Origin of the sequence: Bradyrhizobium sp. CCGE-LA001 (assembly GCF_000296215.2) — a bacterium.
Classification (GTDB): Bacteria; Pseudomonadota; Alphaproteobacteria; order Rhizobiales; family Xanthobacteraceae; genus Bradyrhizobium.
In genome coordinates this window covers 6,780,072-6,800,429 of sequence record NZ_CP013949.1, presented here as the reverse complement: position 1 = coordinate 6,800,429, position 20,358 = coordinate 6,780,072, and the positions used below count along the sequence as shown (strand labels likewise).

The 20,358-nt window shown below is 57.9% G+C and carries 15 protein-coding genes and 3 pseudogenes; 11 read left to right on the top strand and 7 right to left on the bottom strand.

Annotated elements, in window-relative coordinates; all coding sequences use genetic code 11:
• From BCCGELA001_RS31030 to BCCGELA001_RS31015, 4 genes are all read left to right on the top strand, one after another.
• Window positions 1-1,707 carry a dipeptide ABC transporter ATP-binding protein gene (locus BCCGELA001_RS31030; RefSeq protein ID WP_060737028.1) on the top strand — a complete coding sequence of 569 codons (1,707 nt, stop codon included), beginning with the start codon at window positions 1-3 and terminating at the stop codon, window positions 1,705-1,707.
• Window positions 1,708-2,620: 913 nt separating this feature from the next.
• Window positions 2,621-4,108, top strand: a complete 1,488-nt coding sequence (locus BCCGELA001_RS31025) for a pentapeptide repeat-containing protein (RefSeq protein ID WP_236840792.1) — start codon at window positions 2,621-2,623, stop codon at window positions 4,106-4,108.
• A gap of 199 nt (window positions 4,109-4,307) precedes the next feature.
• Window positions 4,308-5,219: a pantoate--beta-alanine ligase gene (locus BCCGELA001_RS31020; RefSeq protein ID WP_008545700.1), complete on the top strand. Its 912-nt coding sequence runs from the start codon at window positions 4,308-4,310 to the stop codon at window positions 5,217-5,219.
• 1,381 nt (window positions 5,220-6,600) lie between these two features.
• Entirely contained in the window at window positions 6,601-7,110 is a 510-nt protein-coding gene (locus tag BCCGELA001_RS31015; protein WP_060737027.1) for a hypothetical protein, read from the top strand.
• A 600-nt stretch (window positions 7,111-7,710) separates the two neighbouring features.
• Here BCCGELA001_RS31015 and BCCGELA001_RS39170 read toward each other — a convergent pair.
• The gene (locus tag BCCGELA001_RS39170) at window positions 7,711-8,130 is read right to left on the bottom strand and encodes a recombinase zinc beta ribbon domain-containing protein (RefSeq protein WP_060737026.1); all 420 of its coding nucleotides are present in this window, start codon (window positions 8,128-8,130) and stop codon (window positions 7,711-7,713) included.
• A 193-nt stretch (window positions 8,131-8,323) separates the two neighbouring features.
• Window positions 8,324-8,602, bottom strand: a complete 279-nt coding sequence (locus BCCGELA001_RS39165) for a hypothetical protein (protein ID WP_060737025.1) — start codon at window positions 8,600-8,602, stop codon at window positions 8,324-8,326.
• A gap of 1,089 nt (window positions 8,603-9,691) precedes the next feature.
• Here BCCGELA001_RS39165 and BCCGELA001_RS30995 point away from each other — a divergent pair.
• Window positions 9,692-10,132 (top strand): VirK family protein, encoded by a 441-nt coding sequence (locus tag BCCGELA001_RS30995; protein WP_008545692.1) that lies wholly within the window; start codon window positions 9,692-9,694, stop codon window positions 10,130-10,132.
• 304 nt (window positions 10,133-10,436) lie between these two features.
• Here BCCGELA001_RS30995 and BCCGELA001_RS38210 read toward each other — a convergent pair.
• Window positions 10,437-10,703 (bottom strand): annotated as a pseudogene (locus BCCGELA001_RS38210) (IS256 family transposase); the annotation flags it as partial.
• A gap of 213 nt (window positions 10,704-10,916) precedes the next feature.
• Here BCCGELA001_RS38210 and BCCGELA001_RS38545 point away from each other — a divergent pair.
• The 4 genes and pseudogenes from BCCGELA001_RS38545 to BCCGELA001_RS36585 all read left to right on the top strand — a co-directional run.
• Window positions 10,917-11,282, top strand: coding sequence for a hypothetical protein (locus tag BCCGELA001_RS38545; protein WP_193409750.1), 366 nt, complete (start codon window positions 10,917-10,919; stop codon window positions 11,280-11,282).
• 580 nt (window positions 11,283-11,862) lie between these two features.
• A complete protein-coding gene (locus tag BCCGELA001_RS30980; protein ID WP_008545680.1) occupies window positions 11,863-12,069 on the top strand; it encodes a cold-shock protein in 207 nt (68 codons plus the stop codon).
• Between the two features lie 1,203 nt (window positions 12,070-13,272).
• Window positions 13,273-13,555: pseudogene (locus BCCGELA001_RS39155) on the top strand (DUF4142 domain-containing protein).
• A 412-nt stretch (window positions 13,556-13,967) separates the two neighbouring features.
• Window positions 13,968-14,190 (top strand): annotated as a pseudogene (locus BCCGELA001_RS36585) (IS66 family transposase); the annotation flags it as partial.
• A 656-nt stretch (window positions 14,191-14,846) separates the two neighbouring features.
• On the opposite strand, the gene BCCGELA001_RS30960 reads toward BCCGELA001_RS36585, so the two are convergent.
• The gene (locus BCCGELA001_RS30960; RefSeq protein WP_008545677.1) at window positions 14,847-15,056 is read right to left on the bottom strand and encodes a hypothetical protein; all 210 of its coding nucleotides are present in this window, start codon (window positions 15,054-15,056) and stop codon (window positions 14,847-14,849) included.
• 493 nt (window positions 15,057-15,549) lie between these two features.
• Between BCCGELA001_RS30960 and BCCGELA001_RS36575 the strand changes: the two genes are divergently transcribed.
• Window positions 15,550-15,756 carry a hypothetical protein gene (locus BCCGELA001_RS36575; RefSeq protein WP_083543471.1) on the top strand — a complete coding sequence of 69 codons (207 nt, stop codon included), beginning with the start codon at window positions 15,550-15,552 and terminating at the stop codon, window positions 15,754-15,756.
• A gap of 111 nt (window positions 15,757-15,867) precedes the next feature.
• Window positions 15,868-16,062 (top strand): hypothetical protein, encoded by a 195-nt coding sequence (locus BCCGELA001_RS37675; protein ID WP_144441590.1) that lies wholly within the window; start codon window positions 15,868-15,870, stop codon window positions 16,060-16,062.
• Between the two features lie 224 nt (window positions 16,063-16,286).
• On the opposite strand, the gene BCCGELA001_RS30955 is transcribed toward BCCGELA001_RS37675, so the two are convergent.
• From BCCGELA001_RS30955 to BCCGELA001_RS30940, 3 genes are all read right to left on the bottom strand, one after another.
• Window positions 16,287-16,658: a hypothetical protein gene (locus tag BCCGELA001_RS30955; RefSeq protein WP_008545671.1), complete on the bottom strand. Its 372-nt coding sequence runs from the start codon at window positions 16,656-16,658 to the stop codon at window positions 16,287-16,289.
• Between the two features lie 1,090 nt (window positions 16,659-17,748).
• Window positions 17,749-17,964, bottom strand: coding sequence for a hypothetical protein (locus BCCGELA001_RS30945; RefSeq protein ID WP_008545661.1), 216 nt, complete (start codon window positions 17,962-17,964; stop codon window positions 17,749-17,751).
• Window positions 17,965-18,931: 967 nt separating this feature from the next.
• Window positions 18,932-19,660, bottom strand: a complete 729-nt coding sequence (locus BCCGELA001_RS30940; RefSeq protein ID WP_008545659.1) for an outer membrane protein — start codon at window positions 19,658-19,660, stop codon at window positions 18,932-18,934.
• Window positions 19,661-20,358 lie beyond the last annotated feature (698 nt).

Below are 20,358 nucleotides of genomic sequence, written 5' to 3'. Positions count from 1 at the left end.
ATGCTCCAGGTTCTTAATCGGCAAGGCCTCCCGCAGGCGGACCTCCTGACTGTTGATTCCCTCCGCGTCTCATTTGGGCGGGATTTTCCTGAGGGAACGGCCGTGCGCGGCGTCTCATTCTCTCTCCAGGCGGGGCGCTGCCTCGCCATCGTCGGCGGGTCCGGCTCCGGCAAGAGCGTGACCGCGCGCGCCATTGTCGGCCTTGCCGGCCCCCGGGCTCATGTCCGTGCCCGTCAACTGAAACTCGCGGGCACCGATCTCACAGCTCTCGATGATCGCAGCTGGCGGCGCGTTCGCGGCAAGGAGATCGGCTTCGTTCTGCAGGATGCACTCGTCGCGCTCGACCCGCTAAGGCCGGTGGGCAAGGAGATTGGTGAAGCATTGCGTCTCCACCGTGCGGCTGCATCACGTGAGGAGCTCGAACGGCGCGTCGTCGCACTCCTCGAGCTCGTCGGGGTGCCTGAAGCCGAGGTCAAGGCCCGGCAACTGCCGCACCAATTATCCGGTGGCCAGCGCCAACGCGCACTCATCGCTGCCGCCCTGGCGCTCGATCCAGGCATCCTGATCGCGGACGAGCCGACCACGGCTCTCGACGTCACCGTGCAGGCGCAAGTGCTGGGACTGCTGGAAGAGACCAAGGTACGGGGCAAGGCGCTCATTTTGATCAGCCATGATTTGGCGGTGGTCTCTCAGATTGCTGACGAGGTCTTGGTCATGCATGAAGGCAAGGTCGTCGAGCGCGGATCGGCAGACCAGGTCTTCCAGGACCCTCAGCACGCCTATACGCGACAGCTACTGGATGCGGTGCCCTCTGCCCTTCCGCGCGGCTCTCGCCCCTCGCTGTTGCCCGGCATCTGGCCGAAGCCGCGGTCTCGCTCTCGGGAAGAATTACCATCGACATTCCCCTCTGTCGTGCTCAGCGCGGCAAAGCTTGTGAAGCGCTTCAAAGGACCAGATGGCGTGCTGCGCACGGCCGTCGATGGTGTCTCCTTTGAGCTGCGATCCGGCGAGACTCTCGGTGTGGTCGGGGAGTCCGGATCCGGCAAGTCAACGATGGCACGAATGGCGCTGGCGCTTGACCTGCCAGATGAAGGGACTGTTTCTTTTCAAGGTCAAGCCTGGACCACAATCGCCGAACGCGACCGCCGGGCGCGGCGCCGGGCTATCTCGGTCATTTACCAGGATCCCCTCAGCTCGTTTGATCCACGATGGTCTGTCGGACGCATCATATCCGATAGTCTCGCAGGTGACCTCGCGACCAATGGCGAGCGCGATCAGCGCGTTGTTCAGCTCCTTGATCTGGTTGGACTATCCCCAACCTTTCGGGATCGCCGACCGCTCGAACTCTCTGGCGGTCAGCGCCAGCGCGTTGCGATCGCCCGTGCGATCGCTCCAAGGCCTGCTGTGATCGTCTGTGATGAACCGGTCTCGGCGCTTGATGTCTTAGTTCAGGCGCAAGTGCTGGACCTGCTGACCAATCTCAAGGCACACCTCAATATGAGCTACATCTTCATTTCGCATGATCTCGGCGTGGTCCGCCAGCTCAGTGATCGCGTCATGGTCATGCGCCAAGGGCGCGTCGTCGAAACCGGCACCAGGGACGAGATATTCCTTGACCCGCGAACCGACTATACCCAACGCTTGCTTGCCGCAGTCCCAAACCTTGAGCGCCGCGGAGCGGGCAGTCGCTCATTTGGCCGGGTCTAAGAAGGCGCCGGCACAGAAGAGCTCGTCGCGTGCGTAGGGCGCTCTCGCCAACGCTCCGTCGTTGAGGGCGGGCATGAGCATGAAGGATCGAAGCGCACCGACTTCCATGGTCCGGAGGCCGAAGACTAACGGCACTGGTCCTATCGACCTTGTGAAGCGATGTCCCTCGTCGCCTGTTGCGCGACGGCAGCGATCACCAAAACTTACCACCACCATTGTGACGAAAAATGCTATCGCCGGGTCGTTGTACATTGAACGGTCGGTCCCGCAACGCCGGGCAGGCAATACGGCGTAACTGGAAGCCTCATCTGAGAAGGCTGAAAAAGGCGAGACGCCCTGACTGCGCTGACTTAATACGAACTCGGCCGCGGCTCGGCTTCGCCGCAGGACCGGAACGGCATCCGACGTACGAGGCGGCATAGATCCCCGAGAACTCGGCGTCCACTTCTGGGTCCAGCGGCGGCAAGTGGCTGCGCAACCGCCGCGCATGCAGCTCATGGCACACCCTTGCTTGATCGTAAGGGAGACTGACACCCACTTTGCCCCCCCCAAAGACACAGGGAACGAGTCGGGACGCACCAATTGGTGTATGGCAGGATTTGTCGGGTTTGTGCCAGAGGCGCGAAAGCGTGTCGGGTGCAAACCGTGGCAGCTTAGGCTCGCAGCCGCTTCTGGACAGGTAATCAGCGTCTGTTCAGCATGATTGGCTGGCACAGACGTTGCTTAGGTGAATGCATGAAGAGTGCCTGCTATGAGAATGGCGGCTGCGTGAAATTGCGCAGCTCAAGTCATGGTTCCGTCCAAGCATTTCGATGAGCGGCAAACCTCGGCCACCCCAAAAAAAGGCCATCTAGGAAAACGCGGGATCAACGAGGTTTAGCGTGCTCGTCATTGAGAATGGATAATATTGACCGTGACGAAAGCTACCGAGAGACACAGCCACGGTGGCGTGTACGAAAAGTTGGGTCTACGCGCGACGACAATGAGCCAATCACCGGAAGATGGTAATTTTGTCCGATACTGGAGCCGAAATGGTGATCGGGCGTCCGCGTTGGCCGCGGTGGGAAAGCGAACCGAGGAAGCGATCAAGAAGACGGGCATCGGCCTGCAGCTGTCTTCCGAGAAACTTAACGGCCACGATCTATCCGGATTTCCGTTGCGGCGATCCATTCTCAATCGCGCGCAACTTCATGGGGCAAAGCTGGATGGAGCCGATCTGTCCGAGGCCAACCTTATCTGTCCCGGATTAGAGCGAGCAAGTTTTCGCAAAGCCAAGCTCGATTTTGCGTATATGCATGCAATTGCCGCTCAGGTCTGCAATTTCGATGATGCAAGTCTGCGTAATCTCATCGATGCAACAGGCAGTCTGTTCCACGGCTGCAGCATGAGGAGAACGCGTTTCGACAATGCGGTGCTAAGCGGCGTTCTATTTTATCAGTGTGACGCAAGCGAGGCTGTTTTTGATGGCGCCGAACTGCAAGGATCGACTATCAATGAATGCTATATGCCTTCGTCGTCGTTCCATTCTGCCAAGTTGAGCCAGGTAACAATGACGAAGGCACATCTGACTGGCAGCTCGCTTCTGCAGTCCAGGGGAGAGTGTCTATCGATCCTGCGCCCTACTTCGGTCGATGGTCTGGTTCTAGAGAACGCTCATCTTCCCTATTTCAGGCTTGCAAAGGCAAGCGGTCGCATCCTGGCCAAAGCGCTGAACGCCCCGTTTTCGGATATCAGCCTCTCAAATCTAGCGAAGGCGGAGCTTGAAGAGGCCGACTTATCTGAGGCGCGACTTCTGTCTGTAAATCTGGCCAGCGCCAATCTCATCGGCGCGGTGTTGAACAGGGTATCTATCCGCTCTTGCCAGCTCGATGGAGCTAATCTATCCCGCTCATCGGGCGAAACCATTTCGATTATCGAGAGCACAATGCGCTCCGCTCAATTGCGCGGCTTTCGCGCCCGCTGTGCCTTCATACGCGACTGCGATATCGATGATGCCGATTTTTCACAGGCGTATCTATATCGATCAATGATTACAGGTGATCCTCCGCAATCTATGGCCTTGAATCGCGCCAATTTCGAAGGAGCCAACCTTGTTCAGTCATATATCGCCGCAGGAATGACCGGCAGCAACCTGAAAGCTGCTCGTACAGCATATGCTCGAATGAATCAGTCGTCCCTCCGCAAGGCCAACCTGAGTGGAGTTACGCCGTTCCAGGCAAGCTTTGTAAAGACTGATTTTTCAGATGCAGAGATAACGACTTTTGAACCGCCGTTCTTTGCCGACAGATGTCCAGGGCTTCAAGCCGCTTTGGAGGGCGTGGAAGATCAGAAATGCAAACCGTCAGAGTATCTGGCTGACTTCTCATCTCTCATGAGGCGCGGTCGAGAGGGATCGAGCTGATTTGAGCCGAAGTGCTCATGGCGATCTAAGCCAGCTATCACCGCAGAAAGCAAATGGAGGAGGACGATGCATCCCCATTGTACCGGCACCAGCGCTTTTGAGCGGCCGCCCGAGGGGCGTGTGAGCGAAACTCTCAAAACGTTTCCTGCCTGATCGAGCGTCCGGACTGCTGTGCAATCAACATGACGGAGCAGAATGTATGCATCTAGACTCTCTTTCCGCTGGCAAGGCCTTCATCGCGGACATGGCAAGAAGAGGTCGCACTGTCGGCACAGTACACACTTTGGGTGCGTTACATTTGGGCCATGCGGAGTTGATCAGAAGGGCCGCAGTCGAGAACGACGTGGCCATCGTCACCGTCTATCCCAACAAAATTCAGCTCAGCTCGAGTCCTGAATACGAGTTCAATCTGCAGGATGACGTTGCGCTCGCACGAGGAGCAGGCGCTTCTGCCGTGATTTCGACGACGGACGCGGAGATGTTCCCGCCTGGATATCGAACGTTTGTATCTCAAGGGGATTATCCGCTGCGTGCGAGCGGACCTCATGGGCTCTTAATGGAAGGTATCACCGGATGCATCCGCTGGATATGTTTCGCTCGACCGTCTCGCAGCTATTTCGGCTTGAAGGATATTGGACAGGCTCTTCTCGTGAAGCGAGCGGTCGCAGATCTGCTACTTGATTGCGAGATACGATTTGTGCCCACCGTACGATACAAGAACGGAGTGCCTATTTCTTCGCGTTTGCGACACTTCAATCGTTCCGAGCTAGACGAGCTTTCGTCTCTCTACATGGCGCTGGACCACTTGAGAAAGGCGGCCGCGCGGGGAGTGTCTTGCGCCCAAAAGTTGATAGACTCGGCGAAGCCGCTAATCAAATTCCGACAGTTTGAATTGGAATCTCTACGTGTTGTTGGTGCGGACAGCTTTGATGATCAGAAGCAGATCGAGCTTCCCTTCATAATCAGCGGAGTGGCCCTCGGTCGCGGCCTCAGAGTGCCTGACAATATCTTTGTACCGGATCAAGATACACTTTTGCGTGGTCCTGCTGATGTATGGATCGATTTGCCCGAAAGGTGGGGGTCTGGCGATCGCGCACAGTCGCGCGCTTGAAGAGATGAACGGCCGTGCCGTATTGGCGCTCAACCGCCTGGGCGGCTCGAGACATCATCTTCATCCTGGTGCTTGCCTCTGGCGCGTTGCTTTCGCTTCAGCCGAAACCCTTCGGCTTCGCGCAGCGCCATGGAGTCTTCAATTGCCGATTATCCTCGAAATGCTGAGGGGTCTCCGGGGGGAGAGGAGGCGTAAGCACATTGTGAGCCGATCGATGGTCCGCCATCGCTAGATCCCGTCGCCCGCAGGCCAGGTTGGGCGGACGGCGTTGGCGTTCATCGTGCTGTTCGCGTTCGTCCTCTTACATGGCGATGACTGAGCAGGTCGTTGGCCTACCCCAGATCGATGAATTGTAGCGTGGGCATCGTGCCACCGTTGGAATGTTCTCCAGTGAATTGAGCCGGTTCTGGTTGTTCCGCGTCGATGACCGGCCTCTGCCGGGGCTGCACTGTCATGTGGAGTGGCGGCCGGGATGAGGTCGGCTGAATCCGGCGCGCTCGTCAAGAGGATGCTGTTATAGAAGTCTAGATGTTACGCGATCGAGCTGCGCACCCGGTTGACGCTGTCGCAGCAGGTAAAGTCTCTCGTGTTTGACTTTGCGCAGAGCCGTTTGACAAACTCGTTTGTCCCTCGATGCGCCGTTGCCGTCCATGCTGATCGCAATGCCGTCGTCGGCGAGCAGGCCGGTAAAAACGATTGAACTGAGAGCCCTGACACGTGTTGAAGTTGTCCGGACTTGCCGGGACAAACCGGGGCATCCTCCAGGGTGTCTCGACCAGAAGGCTGGTTCTAAGGTGATCGACAGTTGCCCTGGGCAGTGGACGTCTTCTGCAGTCCAGCGCCACAGCATGTAGACAAGCCAATCGCCATCAGGATTGAGGTGATCGTCGCTCAGAGCTGGTTGGGCCGCCTAAGTCCAGGGCGCGCACCAGAGATGGGTGAATCTTGTGCCCCGGGCTGGGTCTGGCAGTGCGCGGATGGCCATAGAGTGCGTCTATCCATGCTGGCGGGTCGATCTTACCCCCTCGTAGCTAGCTGGCCTTTCACCGCGCGAAACGGCGAGTGAAACTCCAGATGCAGCCAATCGAGACGCCGTATGATCGCGAGGTGGCGTGCGGCATCGGTCGCGGAAGGGGCCGGAAAAACCTAGACCCGGCGATACCGTTGCTTCTGAGCTGTCGTTGATCCCTCTGGTCGAATTGGCTCGAGCTGCTCTCCACAGCATTGAGCTTCACTCCAGCGAGCACTCGCGTGCCTGCCCGTCGCCTGGGCTCAACAACATGCCGATGTCGCTGCGAGGAGTACCCAGCCGAACATGCTTGTATCGGCCGTAGCGTCAGGTTGTACAACAGGGCGCAGGCATATCCGCGGAGTTTAGGCAATGAAACCGCTCTCCCTCTGTATGGTACTATGTTCTGCTTTGGGGCTGCTTGGGCTCCATGAGATTGTGCTCGCGGACTCGACGCGGCGCTACGTTTGCACCATAGACGGCACCGATCGGGAGGAGACAGGCGATCCGAATGGGCACGTCCTCATCAGTCTTCAATACACCTGCCATGTCGCCGATGGTCTGTTGAAGGACGCGGGAATTACGGGACTGTCGGTCAGCGAGTGGGACAGTGAGAAAGGTAGGTACTTGGCTTCTATAGACGTGTACCGTGCGCGCGACGGAATCGCGATTGGTCAGCTCTTGGAGGGGACCGGTTCGTCTGGCACTGAGGACAACAGGGCTGTTGGCATCGCAGCTTCCGGCAAGATGGTGTTTAAGTTCGCATCTGGATCGCTGGCGGCTCTCTCAGGAAGGACCGTGAAATTCACGACCAAACCCCTCAATCCTGGTCAATTCGAACTGGAATTTAAAGATTGGCCTGATGCTGCTCAACCGGAATGACTCGCGTCGCGATAACGATCATATCCGTGGGGCAGCTGAGCGTTGATATAGCGTGTTTTCATTCCTGCTTAGCGACGAAATACTCAATTCCAGCTACGCGGATTGCGGGCTTGCTGCGAACTCAGCTAAGGAATCTAACAGAAGCTGATCAAGCGAACGCAGCTTTGCGACGATTCGTCAGGCTCATAGCCTGAAGGTCATAGGTTCAAATCCTATCCCCGCAACCAACGACCCATAGACTCTAGGGGTTCGGCGGCCCTCTCAGAAATCCTGAGCAGGGCGGCGAGTTGGTCGTAAATTTCAAACTCGACCGGCTTGTACGCACCACGCGGGTGGATCACTACCTTCGCGACTGTTTCCCGAATGGCTTCATGGGCGGCTAAAAGGCTGTCCTCGCCGGACTCGGCAAGCGTCTTTTTCAGCTCGCGGACCTTGTCGCGGTAGGCGTTCGCCGCGTTTGATGAAATTACACAACGGGCGGGACGACGGCGGCGATTGCGGCCTCGATCTCATCGCGCTCCGTTTCCAGCTTGGCTAGCCGCTCGCGCAAGGCTGGGCTTGGGCTTTCGCCGATGAGAGCGTCCACTGCTTTTAAAATCGTCACGTTGACATTGCCCAGCCGTTTTGCGAGGTCGCGGCGGTGGTGGGCCGCTGAACTGTGCAATTCGCGTGAACCCTATGATATTCGCGGACGTACTCGGCAATCAGCACAGGCGACGCCAGATTTTCCTCAATTCCCTTGAGCACGTTTGTGATCGCGAGGCGCGACACGTAGCGTCGGTTATCGCACAGGCCTGTCTCCTTCACGCGCGTGCACGGTAGGAGAGGGCCGCGCTTGTCGTTGCCGCCGACCACATCATAGCCCGCACCGCAGCAGCCGCAGTTGAGGAGGCCCGACAAGATGTGTTTCGGTCGCGTAGCATAGGTGCCGCTCGGGCCGCCGCGATCCTCACGGCGTGCCCGTGCGCGTGTGCAGCTATCTGCATCGATGATGCGCAGGTGCTCGGCATCGACTGTCATCTACTGATAGCGCGAATTCTCGCGGCTGATGCGATTGCTAGTTTTAAGGTCCTTGATGAAGGGCTTTCCGGCTCCAGATGATGCGACCGAAGTACAGATCGTTTTGCAGGATGCCGTTCAGGCGTTTTGCGGCTGCCGGCGATGGTTGACGCATTCCAGACGCCGCCATGCGGGCCAGGCACTTTCTTGTTGTTCAAGACCGCGACGATCTGGGGTCGAGATAGTCAACGAAGATTCTGCGAATGATCGCTGCCTCTGTCTTATCGATCTCAAGCTCGCCGGATTTTCCAGCTATCGGCCGATAGCCGTAACTACGGCCGCCGTTGTTGCGGCCGTGCCGCACCACGCCGGCCTGACGACGTCGCATCTTTTGCGCTAGGTCCTTGAGATAGAGCGAGCCCAGCAATCCCTTCACGCCGATGTGGGTGTCGCCGACTATGCCATCCTGCGCCGTGCGGATTTCAACGCCCACGAAGCGCAGCCGCTTGTGACCGCCGGTCAGATCTTCCTGGTCGCGCGAATGCGGTCCAGCGTTTCGGCGACCACAACATTAAACTTGCCAGACTCGCATCCCGCATTAGGCGCTGCCAACCCAAGCGGTTCACCGTGCTTGCCCCCGAGATCGCGCGGTCGTCGACATCAGCGCCATTGGCACAGCCCTTGAACGGCTGAAGGGCTGCAGCAACCGAAGGGCCTGGCCTATCTGGCGACATGGCTCCCACCGGGCGAGCGGCGGCTCCGGCTCGCGGGCGTGGGGGCCATGGCGTATTCCGACGCGATCGACGATCTCGGCACGCACAGCCCAGAACAGACGACCTTTGTCGGCATGCGGTATGCGAGCGACCCAAGGGTCAGGCAGCCGTCATCCAGCGCGCTGGTGGAGATGCGAATACTGCGGCAAGTTGGGCTTCAAATGCGCCGATGGCTCGCGGTGCCTGGAGTGTCACCATATCCTTGCGCTGGCAGATGAGGGGGCTAATCGCGAGGCGCATTCCGGTGAACGGCGAGATGAGATGGAGGCCGAGATGATCGCTAAGGTGGCGGCCGCAGAGCTGAGCAGGTTGGGCGAGTGCGTGACTGTCTGAGGGCAGGGCAGCCGAGGCTGCCCTGCGACCCGGTATCAGGAACCCAGGCTCAGGATGAAGAGGATCAGGTAACCCAAGGTCACCAGACCATAAGCTAACGTATGCACGTTTAGCTCCTTTGGTTTGTGAAGATTTGGGCCTAAAATCAAGCGAGACGATCACCGGCCGTTCAGACTATCTAGGGGGATGCGATGTGCCGATCGGTCAAATTCGGCGGAATCTCGGGAAAAATATTCTTGCACATCGGGCCCGGAAAAGCCGGTGCCTGTTACGCCCGCGAGACCGCGTAGTAAACCTGACCTACGTTTTTGTGACGTCGGAATGGCATTCGCAGCCACTTGCGCCTGGTTACGTCACGTTGTTGATGTCGCAAGGACGCAGTCGCTTGACGTCTGGAATCCGCAACCTCTTGCAAGAACGACATCTCGGAAGCCTTGCGCTTACACGTTTCGTAGTTCTTAGGAGGAAGAAAGGGTATGAAGTTGACTGGCAAAGTTCTATCCATCCTGTTTTCCATGCTTTCGGCTGCATGCGTGAACACGATGGCGAGAGCAGAAGAGCCCTCGCCGAGCTACGCTGAGGTGCTCGATGCCTTGCTGGCCGGAAAAAATGTGAAGCTCATACTGGACATGAGCCGATGTACCGCCGCCAACGGTGGCAAGCCCGGGTCGACGATGCAGGCGGGCCTGGCTATTAGCGCCTTCAGAGTGACTGCCCAGAACGGCATCAGTTTCGCCAACGCGCATCAAACTATGGATGGCTCCGGACATGCAGTGACCGAGTATATTCGTCACAGTCTCAGCCGCGAAGGCAAGCTGACCGTGCGGGCCTCCAAGCTTATCGTCGGGACGACCGAACTCGTAAATCAGGGAGAATTCGTCTGTGAAGTGCCTGATGGCGCGAGGTTCACCTGGTAAATGAAACCAGCGCGCAGCCGAACGCGGTTTCGGTACGGCGCGCGGGTGGCTTTTTGCAGTCCATGACACGACAGGTCTCGACGGGAGGACGGCCGGATCGTCTCTGGTCGCTTTCTCCTCGCGGCTGGCCAAGGGCACGAAACCCGTCAGTTTTCTGAATGTGTCGTGTGAGAGGCGGCGGTGCTCATCAGATATTGTGATCTGCTGTCTCGGCTATACTCGCGCCGGCTAGAAGGACTCCCTGATGTCCCAATCAAGATCATGGCAGGATCGATGGAGGTGTGGATCTTGAGGGACAAGGCGATCAGGCGGCGTCGTTTGCCGGCATGTGGATGACCTCGATGCCGTCGTTGAGTTTGACACCTGCGATCAGCTTCGGCAACTGATTTGCCTTTGAGCCGCCGCCACTTTTTTGATGCGGCGATAACCAGCTTGAACACCATCAGCCTGCGTCGTACCGAACAGATGCCCCTTTCGTCCGCACGGTTCTGTGTCGCAAGGTCGCGAATACGCTTTCGATGGGCATGGTAACCGCTATGAGATCTCTCGGTGCCAATGTTCGGCTGCGATCATCTACATCGTGGCGTATGGTGGGATCATTGGGACAGAGGCACCGGGAGCACGAAGGCGCGGGCAGACCGATGCATACGATGAGCCGCGAGCTCGAGTTAGCAGCTGGCCGTCTCTGCGAATCGCCCGGTTGGGCTGAGAGGGCGAATCCGTAATTGTCGTGTCGCCCGCAGCTCCGTCATGTGTCGTGGCAGAGGAGGCGCGACTGCGACAGGTGATTGGCATCGACGTCCACCGAATTTTTGGGGAGGTCGTGTCTTGGGAGGACGGCAGCCTCCGACATACGGGCCGCATTGTTATGACGCGGTCGGCGCTGCAGGTCTTTGGCAAGATCCTGCTGGCCAGTGATGACGACGTGGTTGAGGTGACCGCCAACAGCATCGCGGTGTCGCGGGGTCTGGTGCCATTCGTGCCTCGAATGATTATCGCCAATCCGTTGCAGGTGAAGGCGATGGCCAAGGCTCACGTCAAGACCGACAAGATCAATGCCGGCACGCTCGCCAGTCTGCAGGCGGCCGGCTACCTGCCGCAGATCTGGACGCCTGGCGCGGAGACCGAAGCAAGCGTGGGCTGGTGGTAAGCCTACCAGGTCGTGCGGCATCGCCGCGGCTCGAGAACGAGGTGCATTCGATCCTGCACGCGCACCTGATCCCGAAAAGCCCGCATGCCGATCTTTTCAACGCCCGCGGCCGGGCGCGGCTGGGCCGCTCAACAGTTGCCGGACGATGAGCTCGCGGCGGTCGATCCGCACGTTCGTGAGCCTGACCGGCTGGCGGAAGACTTGGCCTGCTCGACCGCGAGATCGCGCAGGACGCATCGACGATGCCGCGGTCAACAGATTGATGACGATCACCGGTGTGAATCTGGCGGTCGCCACCGGGATCATGGCCGTGACGACAAGAGCCGGTCCAGCAGCCCGCAGAATCAGCTATTTCGGGCTGAACCCTCGGGTGCGCGAGTCGCCCCTCACGGCCGCGTCAGCAAGATCGGCCGCAGTCACGCGCGAGCCATGCTGGTCGAGGCGCCCTGGGCCAGCTTTAGACTGGATAGATCAGCGTGGTCGGTTGGTCCGTTGCTGAATGACAAAGGCCGCAAGGGCAGCCTTTCTTTAGTCGAAATTCGGGAACTAGCTTTTGTTTTTGAAGAATGGAGAAGCCAAAATGGTTATGGGGACAGTGAAGTGGTTCAACCCGATAAAGGGTATGGATTTATATATACAACCTGACAGCGGCGGCAAGGACGTCTTCGTCCATATTTCGGCAGTTGAAAAAGCTGGCTTCACTTCGCTCGCCGAGGGCGCCAAGGTAAGCTTCGACGTCGTGAACCATTGCGGAAAAGACTCGGCCGAAAATCTACGCATCGGATGATGCGCCGCCATTCGATGACAACAGGCGCGTAAATAAAGAACGGCCCCAACCTCGGGCAAAAGGTTGGCGCCGCCATGCTACTAACACGCAGTGCACTCCCGCCTTACGGGGTTGGGGACAGGCCGGGAGCAATTTGGAAATGCAGAGGGTGGGCGTAGTTCCTGCCGGCTCACGACCACCAGCAAAAAGGCCACCCAGTGGTGGGCCTTAGTTTTGAAAGCTGTGATTCAATATGGTGCTCAAATCATCCTTCCAGCATCACTGCCGCTCAGGGCCCCCCCCCGGGTGAAATAGATGTGAGATAAAAGATCCAGCCGAGGTCAAGGGAGTGCAGCAAGTTGGCTTACGCTTGTCCACAAGTAACTCAATGAGGCTGAGTTCCGATTGGAGAACACTTGAATGGCGTCATCCAGCTCGAAGGTGCAGCGCCTTCTGGCGTAGCGCGCCAACGGTGCGCTTCATCTCCTTCGAAATCTTCGCGACTGGCGTCCGATCTTTCGAATGCTTCTTGGGCGTCCGCAAGTCAGCGCATCTCCACTCTCGGCGAACTGCTTTTTTCTTTTGGGCCGAACTGCCGCTCGTTGAACGCTAAGGGCGTGGTCTAACAACATGGCGAGTAATCGGCAGCCCCGGAGGCAAGGCTCCATTCAAGCTCCAACGTCAACTCGCCATAGCAATTGCGGCGAAGGCAGATAGGCTGTCGACCTCGATCAAAGCCGCCGCACCAGTCGATGCCAGCGCACTGCATTGATGGCAAGCTACTGGCGCTGCATGGCCGGCGGCCGGTTGCTGGCTAAATAAGTGGCGCCGGTGAGGTTGAACTGTTTGCCTCCGTCGTACTAGGGCGGCGCTCTATCACTGAGCCAAACCGGCATAAGTGCGACGCAATTGCTGCGTCGGTCGTGCAAAGTAATCAATGCTCAAACAGGCGGAGCGAGTGGTTGGAGACGCTTGGCGGTGCTCAATTGGAACCTGTTCGACTATTGACGTGGTCATCGACAAACAACTTACAGGAGTGTGCCTTGAAGAGAATGCTATTGTCGCTCGGGAGATCCTTAATGGCGCTTAGAATGCCGACGCATCCGCGAAAGAAAGCAAAGCAAACGTTCCTTAAGAAGGCAATCGAGGGCATTTCGCTGAAGTGAGCATGGGAGAGTTGGCGCACAGAACGGTCAAAGCGATGCCGTGAAGTCCTATGGCAGAATGCTTTCCACAGACCATACTGCCGCCAATCAGAAGGCTTTAGTTGCTGCTGGGAATGCGCGCACCAAGCGGACCGAATGCGAAGCAAATAGCCGAACATGACAAGATGTCCAAGATGTCTAGCGCGGGCTTCGATAAGATGTTCGCGACTCACATGCTCGCAGACCATCAAAAAGATATCGCAGAGTACAAGAAGGCGTCGAAAGTAAGGATGCTGCTGGAGAGTATGCTGCCGGGCAGATCGACACGTCGCAAACGCATCTGGGCGCCGCAAGATCGTTGAAGGCCGGTAATTAGTCCGACGCAGGAATTGGACCGCGGTGAGACAATATCTGCCAGGACGCTGGAGGCAGCCGAAGCTCGTCAGGCTATTTGCCGAACCTGTCGGCTGAGAGCTCCACGTTGTGGTCGCACCGGTATCTCGCTAATGAGTTTATGCGGAGGCTGATCGCAGGGGACACGCTCAGCAAGCTCACTTCAGGGCGGCCTAAGCCCGCGCTGGTGTCGATTCACCGCTTCAAGAATCTCTTCGAACTGAACCCCGAATGGGCCGCAGAGGCAAAGCGCCTGATTAAGGCCAATGAACAAGCGACTGCTGTCCTTCGGACCAAGGTGAAACTAGAGCTTGCGGGTGAAGGATCTGCAATCAGCCGCCGCACGGCTGAAGAATGCAAGAACGGTCACGTGCAGACAATGATCACCTTGCACAAAAGAGCGACACGGCGAAGGCGTTGCGTTATGCATTGCGTCATCGGGACGGCCTGACGCTCTACCCTGATGACGGGCGCATCGAGATGGACACGAATGCTGTCGAGCGTGCGATGCTGCCGATCAAGCTCAACGCCAAGAACTCCCATTTTGCTGGTTGCGACGACGGGGGCCGACAATTGGGCAGTCCTGGCTTCGTTGATCGATACAATTCTATGCCGCGGGCGGCATAGGCCCGTTTATGCCGCCCCCCGAACTATGCCGAATGGGCTTATGACACGCCGTTGTCACGCTGGCACCGTCGATCGCGTGCATGGCAGCCCGATTCCATTCTGCATAGTCTGGTCGTTCAGAGCGCCTCCAGAGAGGCGAGCAGCGGTCGTTCGGCTGGTGGCGGGTTCGCTTGCCGCGCTCGTACGGCTTGAGCTTTGCCAGGGCAGCTTCCTGAGGGCGAGTTGGGCGTGCAGGTACGTCTGCGTCGTCTCGACCAATTCACGACTGAGCCACAGCGATCACGGAGCAATCGACGCCGGCTTGCGGCAGTTCCATCGCAGCGCTGTGCATCAGCACGTGCGGTGACACGCACTTGGTCTTCGGAGACGGGCAAACCCTTGTGAGCGACACGAACATGCTTCCCAGCAGGGACGAGACGCTATCGGCACTGAGGCGGCCGCCGTGCACGTGGGCGAACAAGGCTGTTGCTCCTTTCCGCGACGGTTCCTTCAGCCGCGCTGGCGCACACACCGAGCGAGTGTGGTCAGCGGAGTGGTCCGCTCGGTGTGTTGTCGGAACGCCAAGAGGACAGAGCCGCTGTGCCAGCAAACCGCCAGGTCAGTCCATCCTCTTAATTTCTTCTGACCGGACGTTTAGTGGATTATTGTCCGTCTGCACTCCGGGTCGCATAAGCAAAAAAAGGTTTCGCAGACCCAAGCCATCTCCGGGCTGGCGCTGCAAGGGTCTGACGTACCGTCGGCCTGCGCCATGGTGACGACCGGTGCCGCGGCCTCAGCCGCGATATTCGGCATCGTCGCTGCGATCGCGATGGCGGTCACAGTCACAAACAACATTTTTTTCATTCGAGCATCCCTTCCTTAGATTGGCCCACCCGTCTCTACCTAACAGCACCAACGCGAAATGCAAATCTCACGTTACGTCAGGTTGTAGCTTACAAATTCGGCGCCACAGCGCAGGCTCCGATGGCGTACCAGGCTCGGCTTTCGCATCGCGTTCAGCATTGAAAGCGAAACTGCCGCCGCCGCAGGTTGAGCCCCGAAACTTGCTGCACTCTGCAATTGCCCTGATGTCGTTGTTAAGGAACGTCTTCCGCCGCTATCTGGCTGAAGGGCTATAGAACCGCGTTGAGCACAGATGGACATAAGCGCGGCCACGGCTTGGATGTCTTGACGGCTATATGCCCCAGGAGGCAGCTGATCGATGTCATTGGGGGCGCTTCGCGCGATACTCATCCACACTGTAGATGCATCCCATCGAAAGCATGCATTTTACAGCTCGTAGGCCGCTATATAGGACACATTGAGGGCTGCTGGGCATCTAAGGAGCGACTATCGAATGAAAACATTCGGTTTTTTAACTGCGAGCGCCGTGGCGCTTGCCGCGGCGGTGCCGAGTTTCGTAGCTGAGGTTGCCGCGCAACCGGTCGACGCAAAGGTGCAGGTAGCCGAGACAGTGTATCCTGAATGCGAGGAAGACCCGTTGAATGGTGTCTGCGATCTCTTTTGTTGTTTGACCGACCCGCCTTGTACGCAGCGGATTTGAAGACTGATCAGCGAGCTCTGGTCCATCAGGGCTCGCCGTCAGAGCATGTGAGACAAAAATGATGGATTTTGGCATGAGAGTTCTGCTTCATCGTGGCCACCAGGAGCATCGATGGAACAGAAATCCCGAACCGAGCAAAGCGCCGGCAGGATAACCTGCGCAAGAGAAGATGCCATCTCTCCTAGGCGTCCGCACGTCGCCGAGGCGGTGCTGAACCACCTGCCCTCGCGGCTGGTGCGCACCTACGACACCAATGCCTACTTCAAGGAAAGCGCGAGGCCTTGGACCTGTGGGCAGCGCACCTGATGGGACTGATCGAACTCGGCGAGAGCAAAGTCATTCCTTTGCGAGCGATCAACTAACCTGCCATCTGTTCAATCTGCGCAATCAGCGCGAGATGGTCTTGTGTTCTAAGGGGCGTTTGTGAGTAGCAGACGTGCTTCTCGAAAGGAATGCCTGCCCTCCGCTCCATGGAAAACGAATCGGCCGGCGACGCGTTTTCGGACCGTGCAAATCAGAGTCGAAGAGAGTTAAGAACGGTAGATACTGCGCTCCCGTCTGCTTCGATAGGGCAGCTTGATGAGATCGGTTGCGGCCGGCGGCGCACCGAATGCGATCGTCAAATCGTTGCGAGCTCGGACTATAACACTACTCTCCAAGTACATCTCCGGCTCGAAAACTGTGGCCGGCGAATAACCGGCGCCTTGAACCATGCCGAAAAGATCCTCGATAAACGCCTCTAGCTTTTCAGTGCCGCACCGCCCGGCCACGATGGTGCCGTCGCCATACACGCTCAGCTCATTGCTCAGGACGTCGCCAAATTTCCCGACCGCGAAGACCTGGCTCTCCTTCTGAAAATCATCGGCGCTAGGGAATTTGAGAAACGAATATCGCTGGATCACTGCTTGCGCGAGTTCAGGCAGATACGTGGTCCCTTCAGGCCTCACGATGCTTGTTATCGGATCTGCTCGCGATTGGTCTTCAGTAGGCCGCAGTTCTTCCGATAATTACGCTCTTGCCCAATGCGGCCATAAACTCGCTCAAGTACAAGATCGAGCTGGCGCTTGTGAAAGCGCAGAATATCGACATCACGCAGTTTGAAGGCCAGCTGGAGACCAAGTGTATCCATTCGAGCTAAGCCGCGGAGCGTAGACGCACCGATTTAACCACTTGAGTAGTCCAGGTCGTCCTTGTGTATCCTGATGAGCTCCACCTGGCTCTCGGGCTCTCGGTGCCGTAGTCGTGAACGCCATCATGCCATGGTCACCGAAGCCGAAGATCCAGATGAGGTCGTCCTAGGGGTCCATTCTAAAGCGACGTCTGGCAGCCAGTCCTCGTCTTCGCAGGGAGCCGCTCCGGAGATCGATGATCGGCCAGCATGTCGCTGCCGCCCTCCCGCTAGCCCTCATACGAGGGATAGAAAGTGGCGCGTGGGATGCCAAGCTTGTACAGCGTGTGCTTGGTCGGAAAATGCGATTGCTCGACCAGCTGGATGATCTCGGTCTACCTCGGACGCAGGAGATCTCATGCCTCGTTCTCCCCATCCACGTTCACGTTTTTGGGCGACCGGTTCTCCACCGTAAGGTCGGCCACCATTTCTTTCAGCGCCGTCGTCTCACGACGCAGATCCTTCACCGCGCCAGAAGTTGCCGCACATGCCGTGCCGCCCGCCAGGCGATGTCTACCGGTCCCGAGGAACTCCTTGGACCCGCCATGTACATTGAGGCGGCAACACCTCGGCCGGCTGAGCCCTAAAGATATTCTCCTCGCCCTGCAGTCCTTCCTGGACGATAGCATCTTCTCTTCCGCCGGATACTCCGGCGTGTTTGGCGCCAAATGTCCTTTGGTGCAGTTCCGCCTGCGCTTTGCGCGGTCCGAATTCTTGTTCCATCGATGCTGCTGCGGGCTACGATGAACCAGAAATCCTTCATGGGCAAAACCCGTCAATTTTGTCCCACATGCTCAGCGAGCCCGGATCAACCAGAGCCCTGATCAGTCTTCAAGCCCTGGCTGCGTACAAGCCGGATCGACCAGACAGAAAAAGATATCGCAGAGACCATTCAACGGGTCCTCCTCGCATTGAGGGTACGCTGTGTCGGCTACCTGCACCTTGGCGTCAGCCGGTTGTGCGGCAACCTCAGAGACGAAAGCGGGTACCGCCGCGGCAAGCGCCACAGCGCTCGCAGTTACAAAAGCCAATTTCTTCATTCGAGATTCGCTCCCTTAGATTGGCCCCAGCCGCGCTCAACCTGTCCTATATGACCGCCCCATGAGCTGTAAAATGCATGCTTCTGATGGGAGGCATCTACAGTATGGATGAGTCGCGCGGAGCATCCCGACGGCGGGCTATCCGATTCTGCAACCTTTACCGGAGTGGAGCGAGATAATCTCGCCGACATGCGGCAGGCGCGCATCCGTCCGAGCAAGGCCGCGGACAGTGGATCCCCAATTTCATCGCCTGAGGGGAGGCGTCCTTGTGTATCCTGATGAGCTCTATCGGGTTTTCGGTGCCGAAGACGGTGAACGCCACGGCCTTCATGACTTCTGCCATAAACCCAGATGACGCCGTCCTCGGGATCCATTCCGTCGGCCACGTTCCAGAGCGAGTCCTCGTCTTCGCCGAGTTCTTTGCGACGACGGAATGAACTTTGTTGACGTGCACGGCTACTGCGCCTGAGCGAAGGAAGTCGACGTAGGAGGCGCCAATTCCACGGCAGCAACTCGTGCAGCCGGCCGGCAAGTCGGCGATGCGCGCAAAGACGTGGCGAGCCAGGCTTTCGGGTTGTGTTACAAATTATTTGGAACAAGGGGAGCTTGAGTGTACATTGTCGGCCTGCTGGGGAAACGAAAGGGTAGACAGCGGTGTACTTGCTCTCTTGTCAAGTGGCGTGCCAGCGGACCGCGCTCAGCTTCATCATGGTTTGAAACTCAGCGCGGTCCCAGTGATTCGGTGTCGATCCTTACGGACTCGAAGCGCCTGTCCGGAACTTGACAGAAGTCTTATGGACGCGGGCGTTGAGAGGAGAGGCCGGGGCAGATTGAACACGATCAAAGCTCATTCTTTGCGCCCTCTTGAATCTTTCACAAGTAGAAGTGACCGTTTCTGGCCGCTGACCTAACTGCATGGTGAGCTTCTTCTGTTCTCCCCACGGGGCTCTCTGGGAGGCGAGCCGGCCTATTTGTAGGCGGCCATCGGATCGCCAAACTTATAATTGAGTCGCGCCGTGACCAGATCAACGCCCTGGTGGATTCGATCAGTCCCAAAAGCGTTGGAGAAGTTCACATCGTTGTCAGGCAGGAAGAGATGATTGTACTCCAGTCCTAAGAACCAGTTCGTTGCGATCTTGACATCAACTCCCCCTCCAACAGCGAGACCCCAGCGGACGATATCTGCCGTCGCAAGCTGCTGCCCTGTCACATCCGAGTAGATCTTATAAGAGGTACTCGTCACCGCGGCGCCGGCGGTGGCATATAGCAGCGCTTCGCCAAAGGCATATCCAAGGTGACCAGTGAGCAATCCCAACTTGCTCAGCGCCGTTTGATTCTTGGCGTTTGACCATTCGCTGTTATTGGAGCCTTTAAAGTCGGACCAATTGGCTCGGCCTTCCACTCCGAAAACAGTTCTGCCAACTTGCCACCGGTGGCCGATCTGCGCTCCCAAAGTGCCCCCGCTTGCGTCGTGCGAGCCTTCGGGCGTGGTGCCGTTTAGATACCAGGAGTTTTGACTGGATCCCCAACCATGATTTAGGCCGGCGTAGAAGCCGCTCCAATCGTAGTAGGCGGCAGCAATCTCGGTTGGCGGCAGCGCCTTATAGATCTGTCGCGGAGCGGAGTCCGCGCCAAATGCGGGTCGCAGAATGCAAACAATGATAACGCTCGCGCTCAGTATTCGGCTCATTTTCATGTCGGTGCTACTTCCGTGTACTCGTTCCCAGAGCGAAACCTTCCTTACCATTTGTTGGAAGAAATGCTGTCACAGAGCTGCAACAACCCTCTCGACATCTCAATTGGAATCGAACCTAGCGTTAGATTTGAAGTGCGCAGCACGACTTTGGCAGACTCAAGTTTTGTACAGCCGTTTCGAGTTGCGTCTTGGCTGGCTGAGGCGAAGGCGTGATGATTCAGTTCACGCCCTTGTATGCGAAGCGACGGGCGTTAATTGATCGCGCAGACGACAACTATTCAGGGCATAGAGTGTAGCATGATTGCCCTTCGAAGTTGTCAGGTCACTCTCTCATTCCAGCTGCTGCATGGTAACCGGCATGAGCTTCCACGTCTGCGGTGATCAGCGGGCGCGTGGGTAGCGGATCGCATCCAATATTGGCGCATGGCCTCGATGACCGCTGGAATATCGGCGCGGGCGTTACGCAGAAACTCGGCGGTCTCGCGGCCGCTTCGGGGTGGTCCAAGCATCGGCCGCCCCGCTGGCGGGCAGCCTTCCAGTTCCAGGCAAGCAGCTCGTGGAGCTAATGGCGCTTGGTGCGCCCCGAGACGATGCGCTCCAGCACGTCGGTTAGATAGCCCTGCGGATCGAGCTCGTGGCCGATCCGTCAGCGCTGACCGAGATGGTGCTCGCACTTGACGCCGAGAACGAGAAGCTTG

Coding starts and splice junctions, on each gene's coding strand:
- BCCGELA001_RS37675 (WP_144441590.1), top strand. CDS start 15,868: ATGGAACAGAAATCCCGAACCGAGCAAAGCGCCGGCAGGATAACCTGC.
- BCCGELA001_RS30940 (WP_008545659.1), bottom strand. CDS start 19,660: ATGAAAATGAGCCGAATACTGAGCGCGAGCGTTATCATTGTTTGCATT.
- BCCGELA001_RS30945 (WP_008545661.1), bottom strand. CDS start 17,964: ATGAAGAAATTGGCTTTTGTAACTGCGAGCGCTGTGGCGCTTGCCGCG.
- BCCGELA001_RS30980 (WP_008545680.1), top strand. CDS start 11,863: ATGGTTATGGGGACAGTGAAGTGGTTCAACCCGATAAAGGGTATGGAT.
- BCCGELA001_RS30960 (WP_008545677.1), bottom strand. CDS start 15,056: ATGAAAAAAATGTTGTTTGTGACTGTGACCGCCATCGCGATCGCAGCG.
- BCCGELA001_RS31030 (WP_060737028.1), top strand. CDS start 1: ATGCTCCAGGTTCTTAATCGGCAAGGCCTCCCGCAGGCGGACCTCCTG.
- BCCGELA001_RS39170 (WP_060737026.1), bottom strand. CDS start 8,130: ATGACAGTCGATGCCGAGCACCTGCGCATCATCGATGCAGATAGCTGC.
- BCCGELA001_RS31015 (WP_060737027.1), top strand. CDS start 6,601: ATGAAACCGCTCTCCCTCTGTATGGTACTATGTTCTGCTTTGGGGCTG.
- BCCGELA001_RS30995 (WP_008545692.1), top strand. CDS start 9,692: ATGAAGTTGACTGGCAAAGTTCTATCCATCCTGTTTTCCATGCTTTCG.
- BCCGELA001_RS36575 (WP_083543471.1), top strand. CDS start 15,550: ATGAAAACATTCGGTTTTTTAACTGCGAGCGCCGTGGCGCTTGCCGCG.
- BCCGELA001_RS31020 (WP_008545700.1), top strand. CDS start 4,308: ATGCATCTAGACTCTCTTTCCGCTGGCAAGGCCTTCATCGCGGACATG.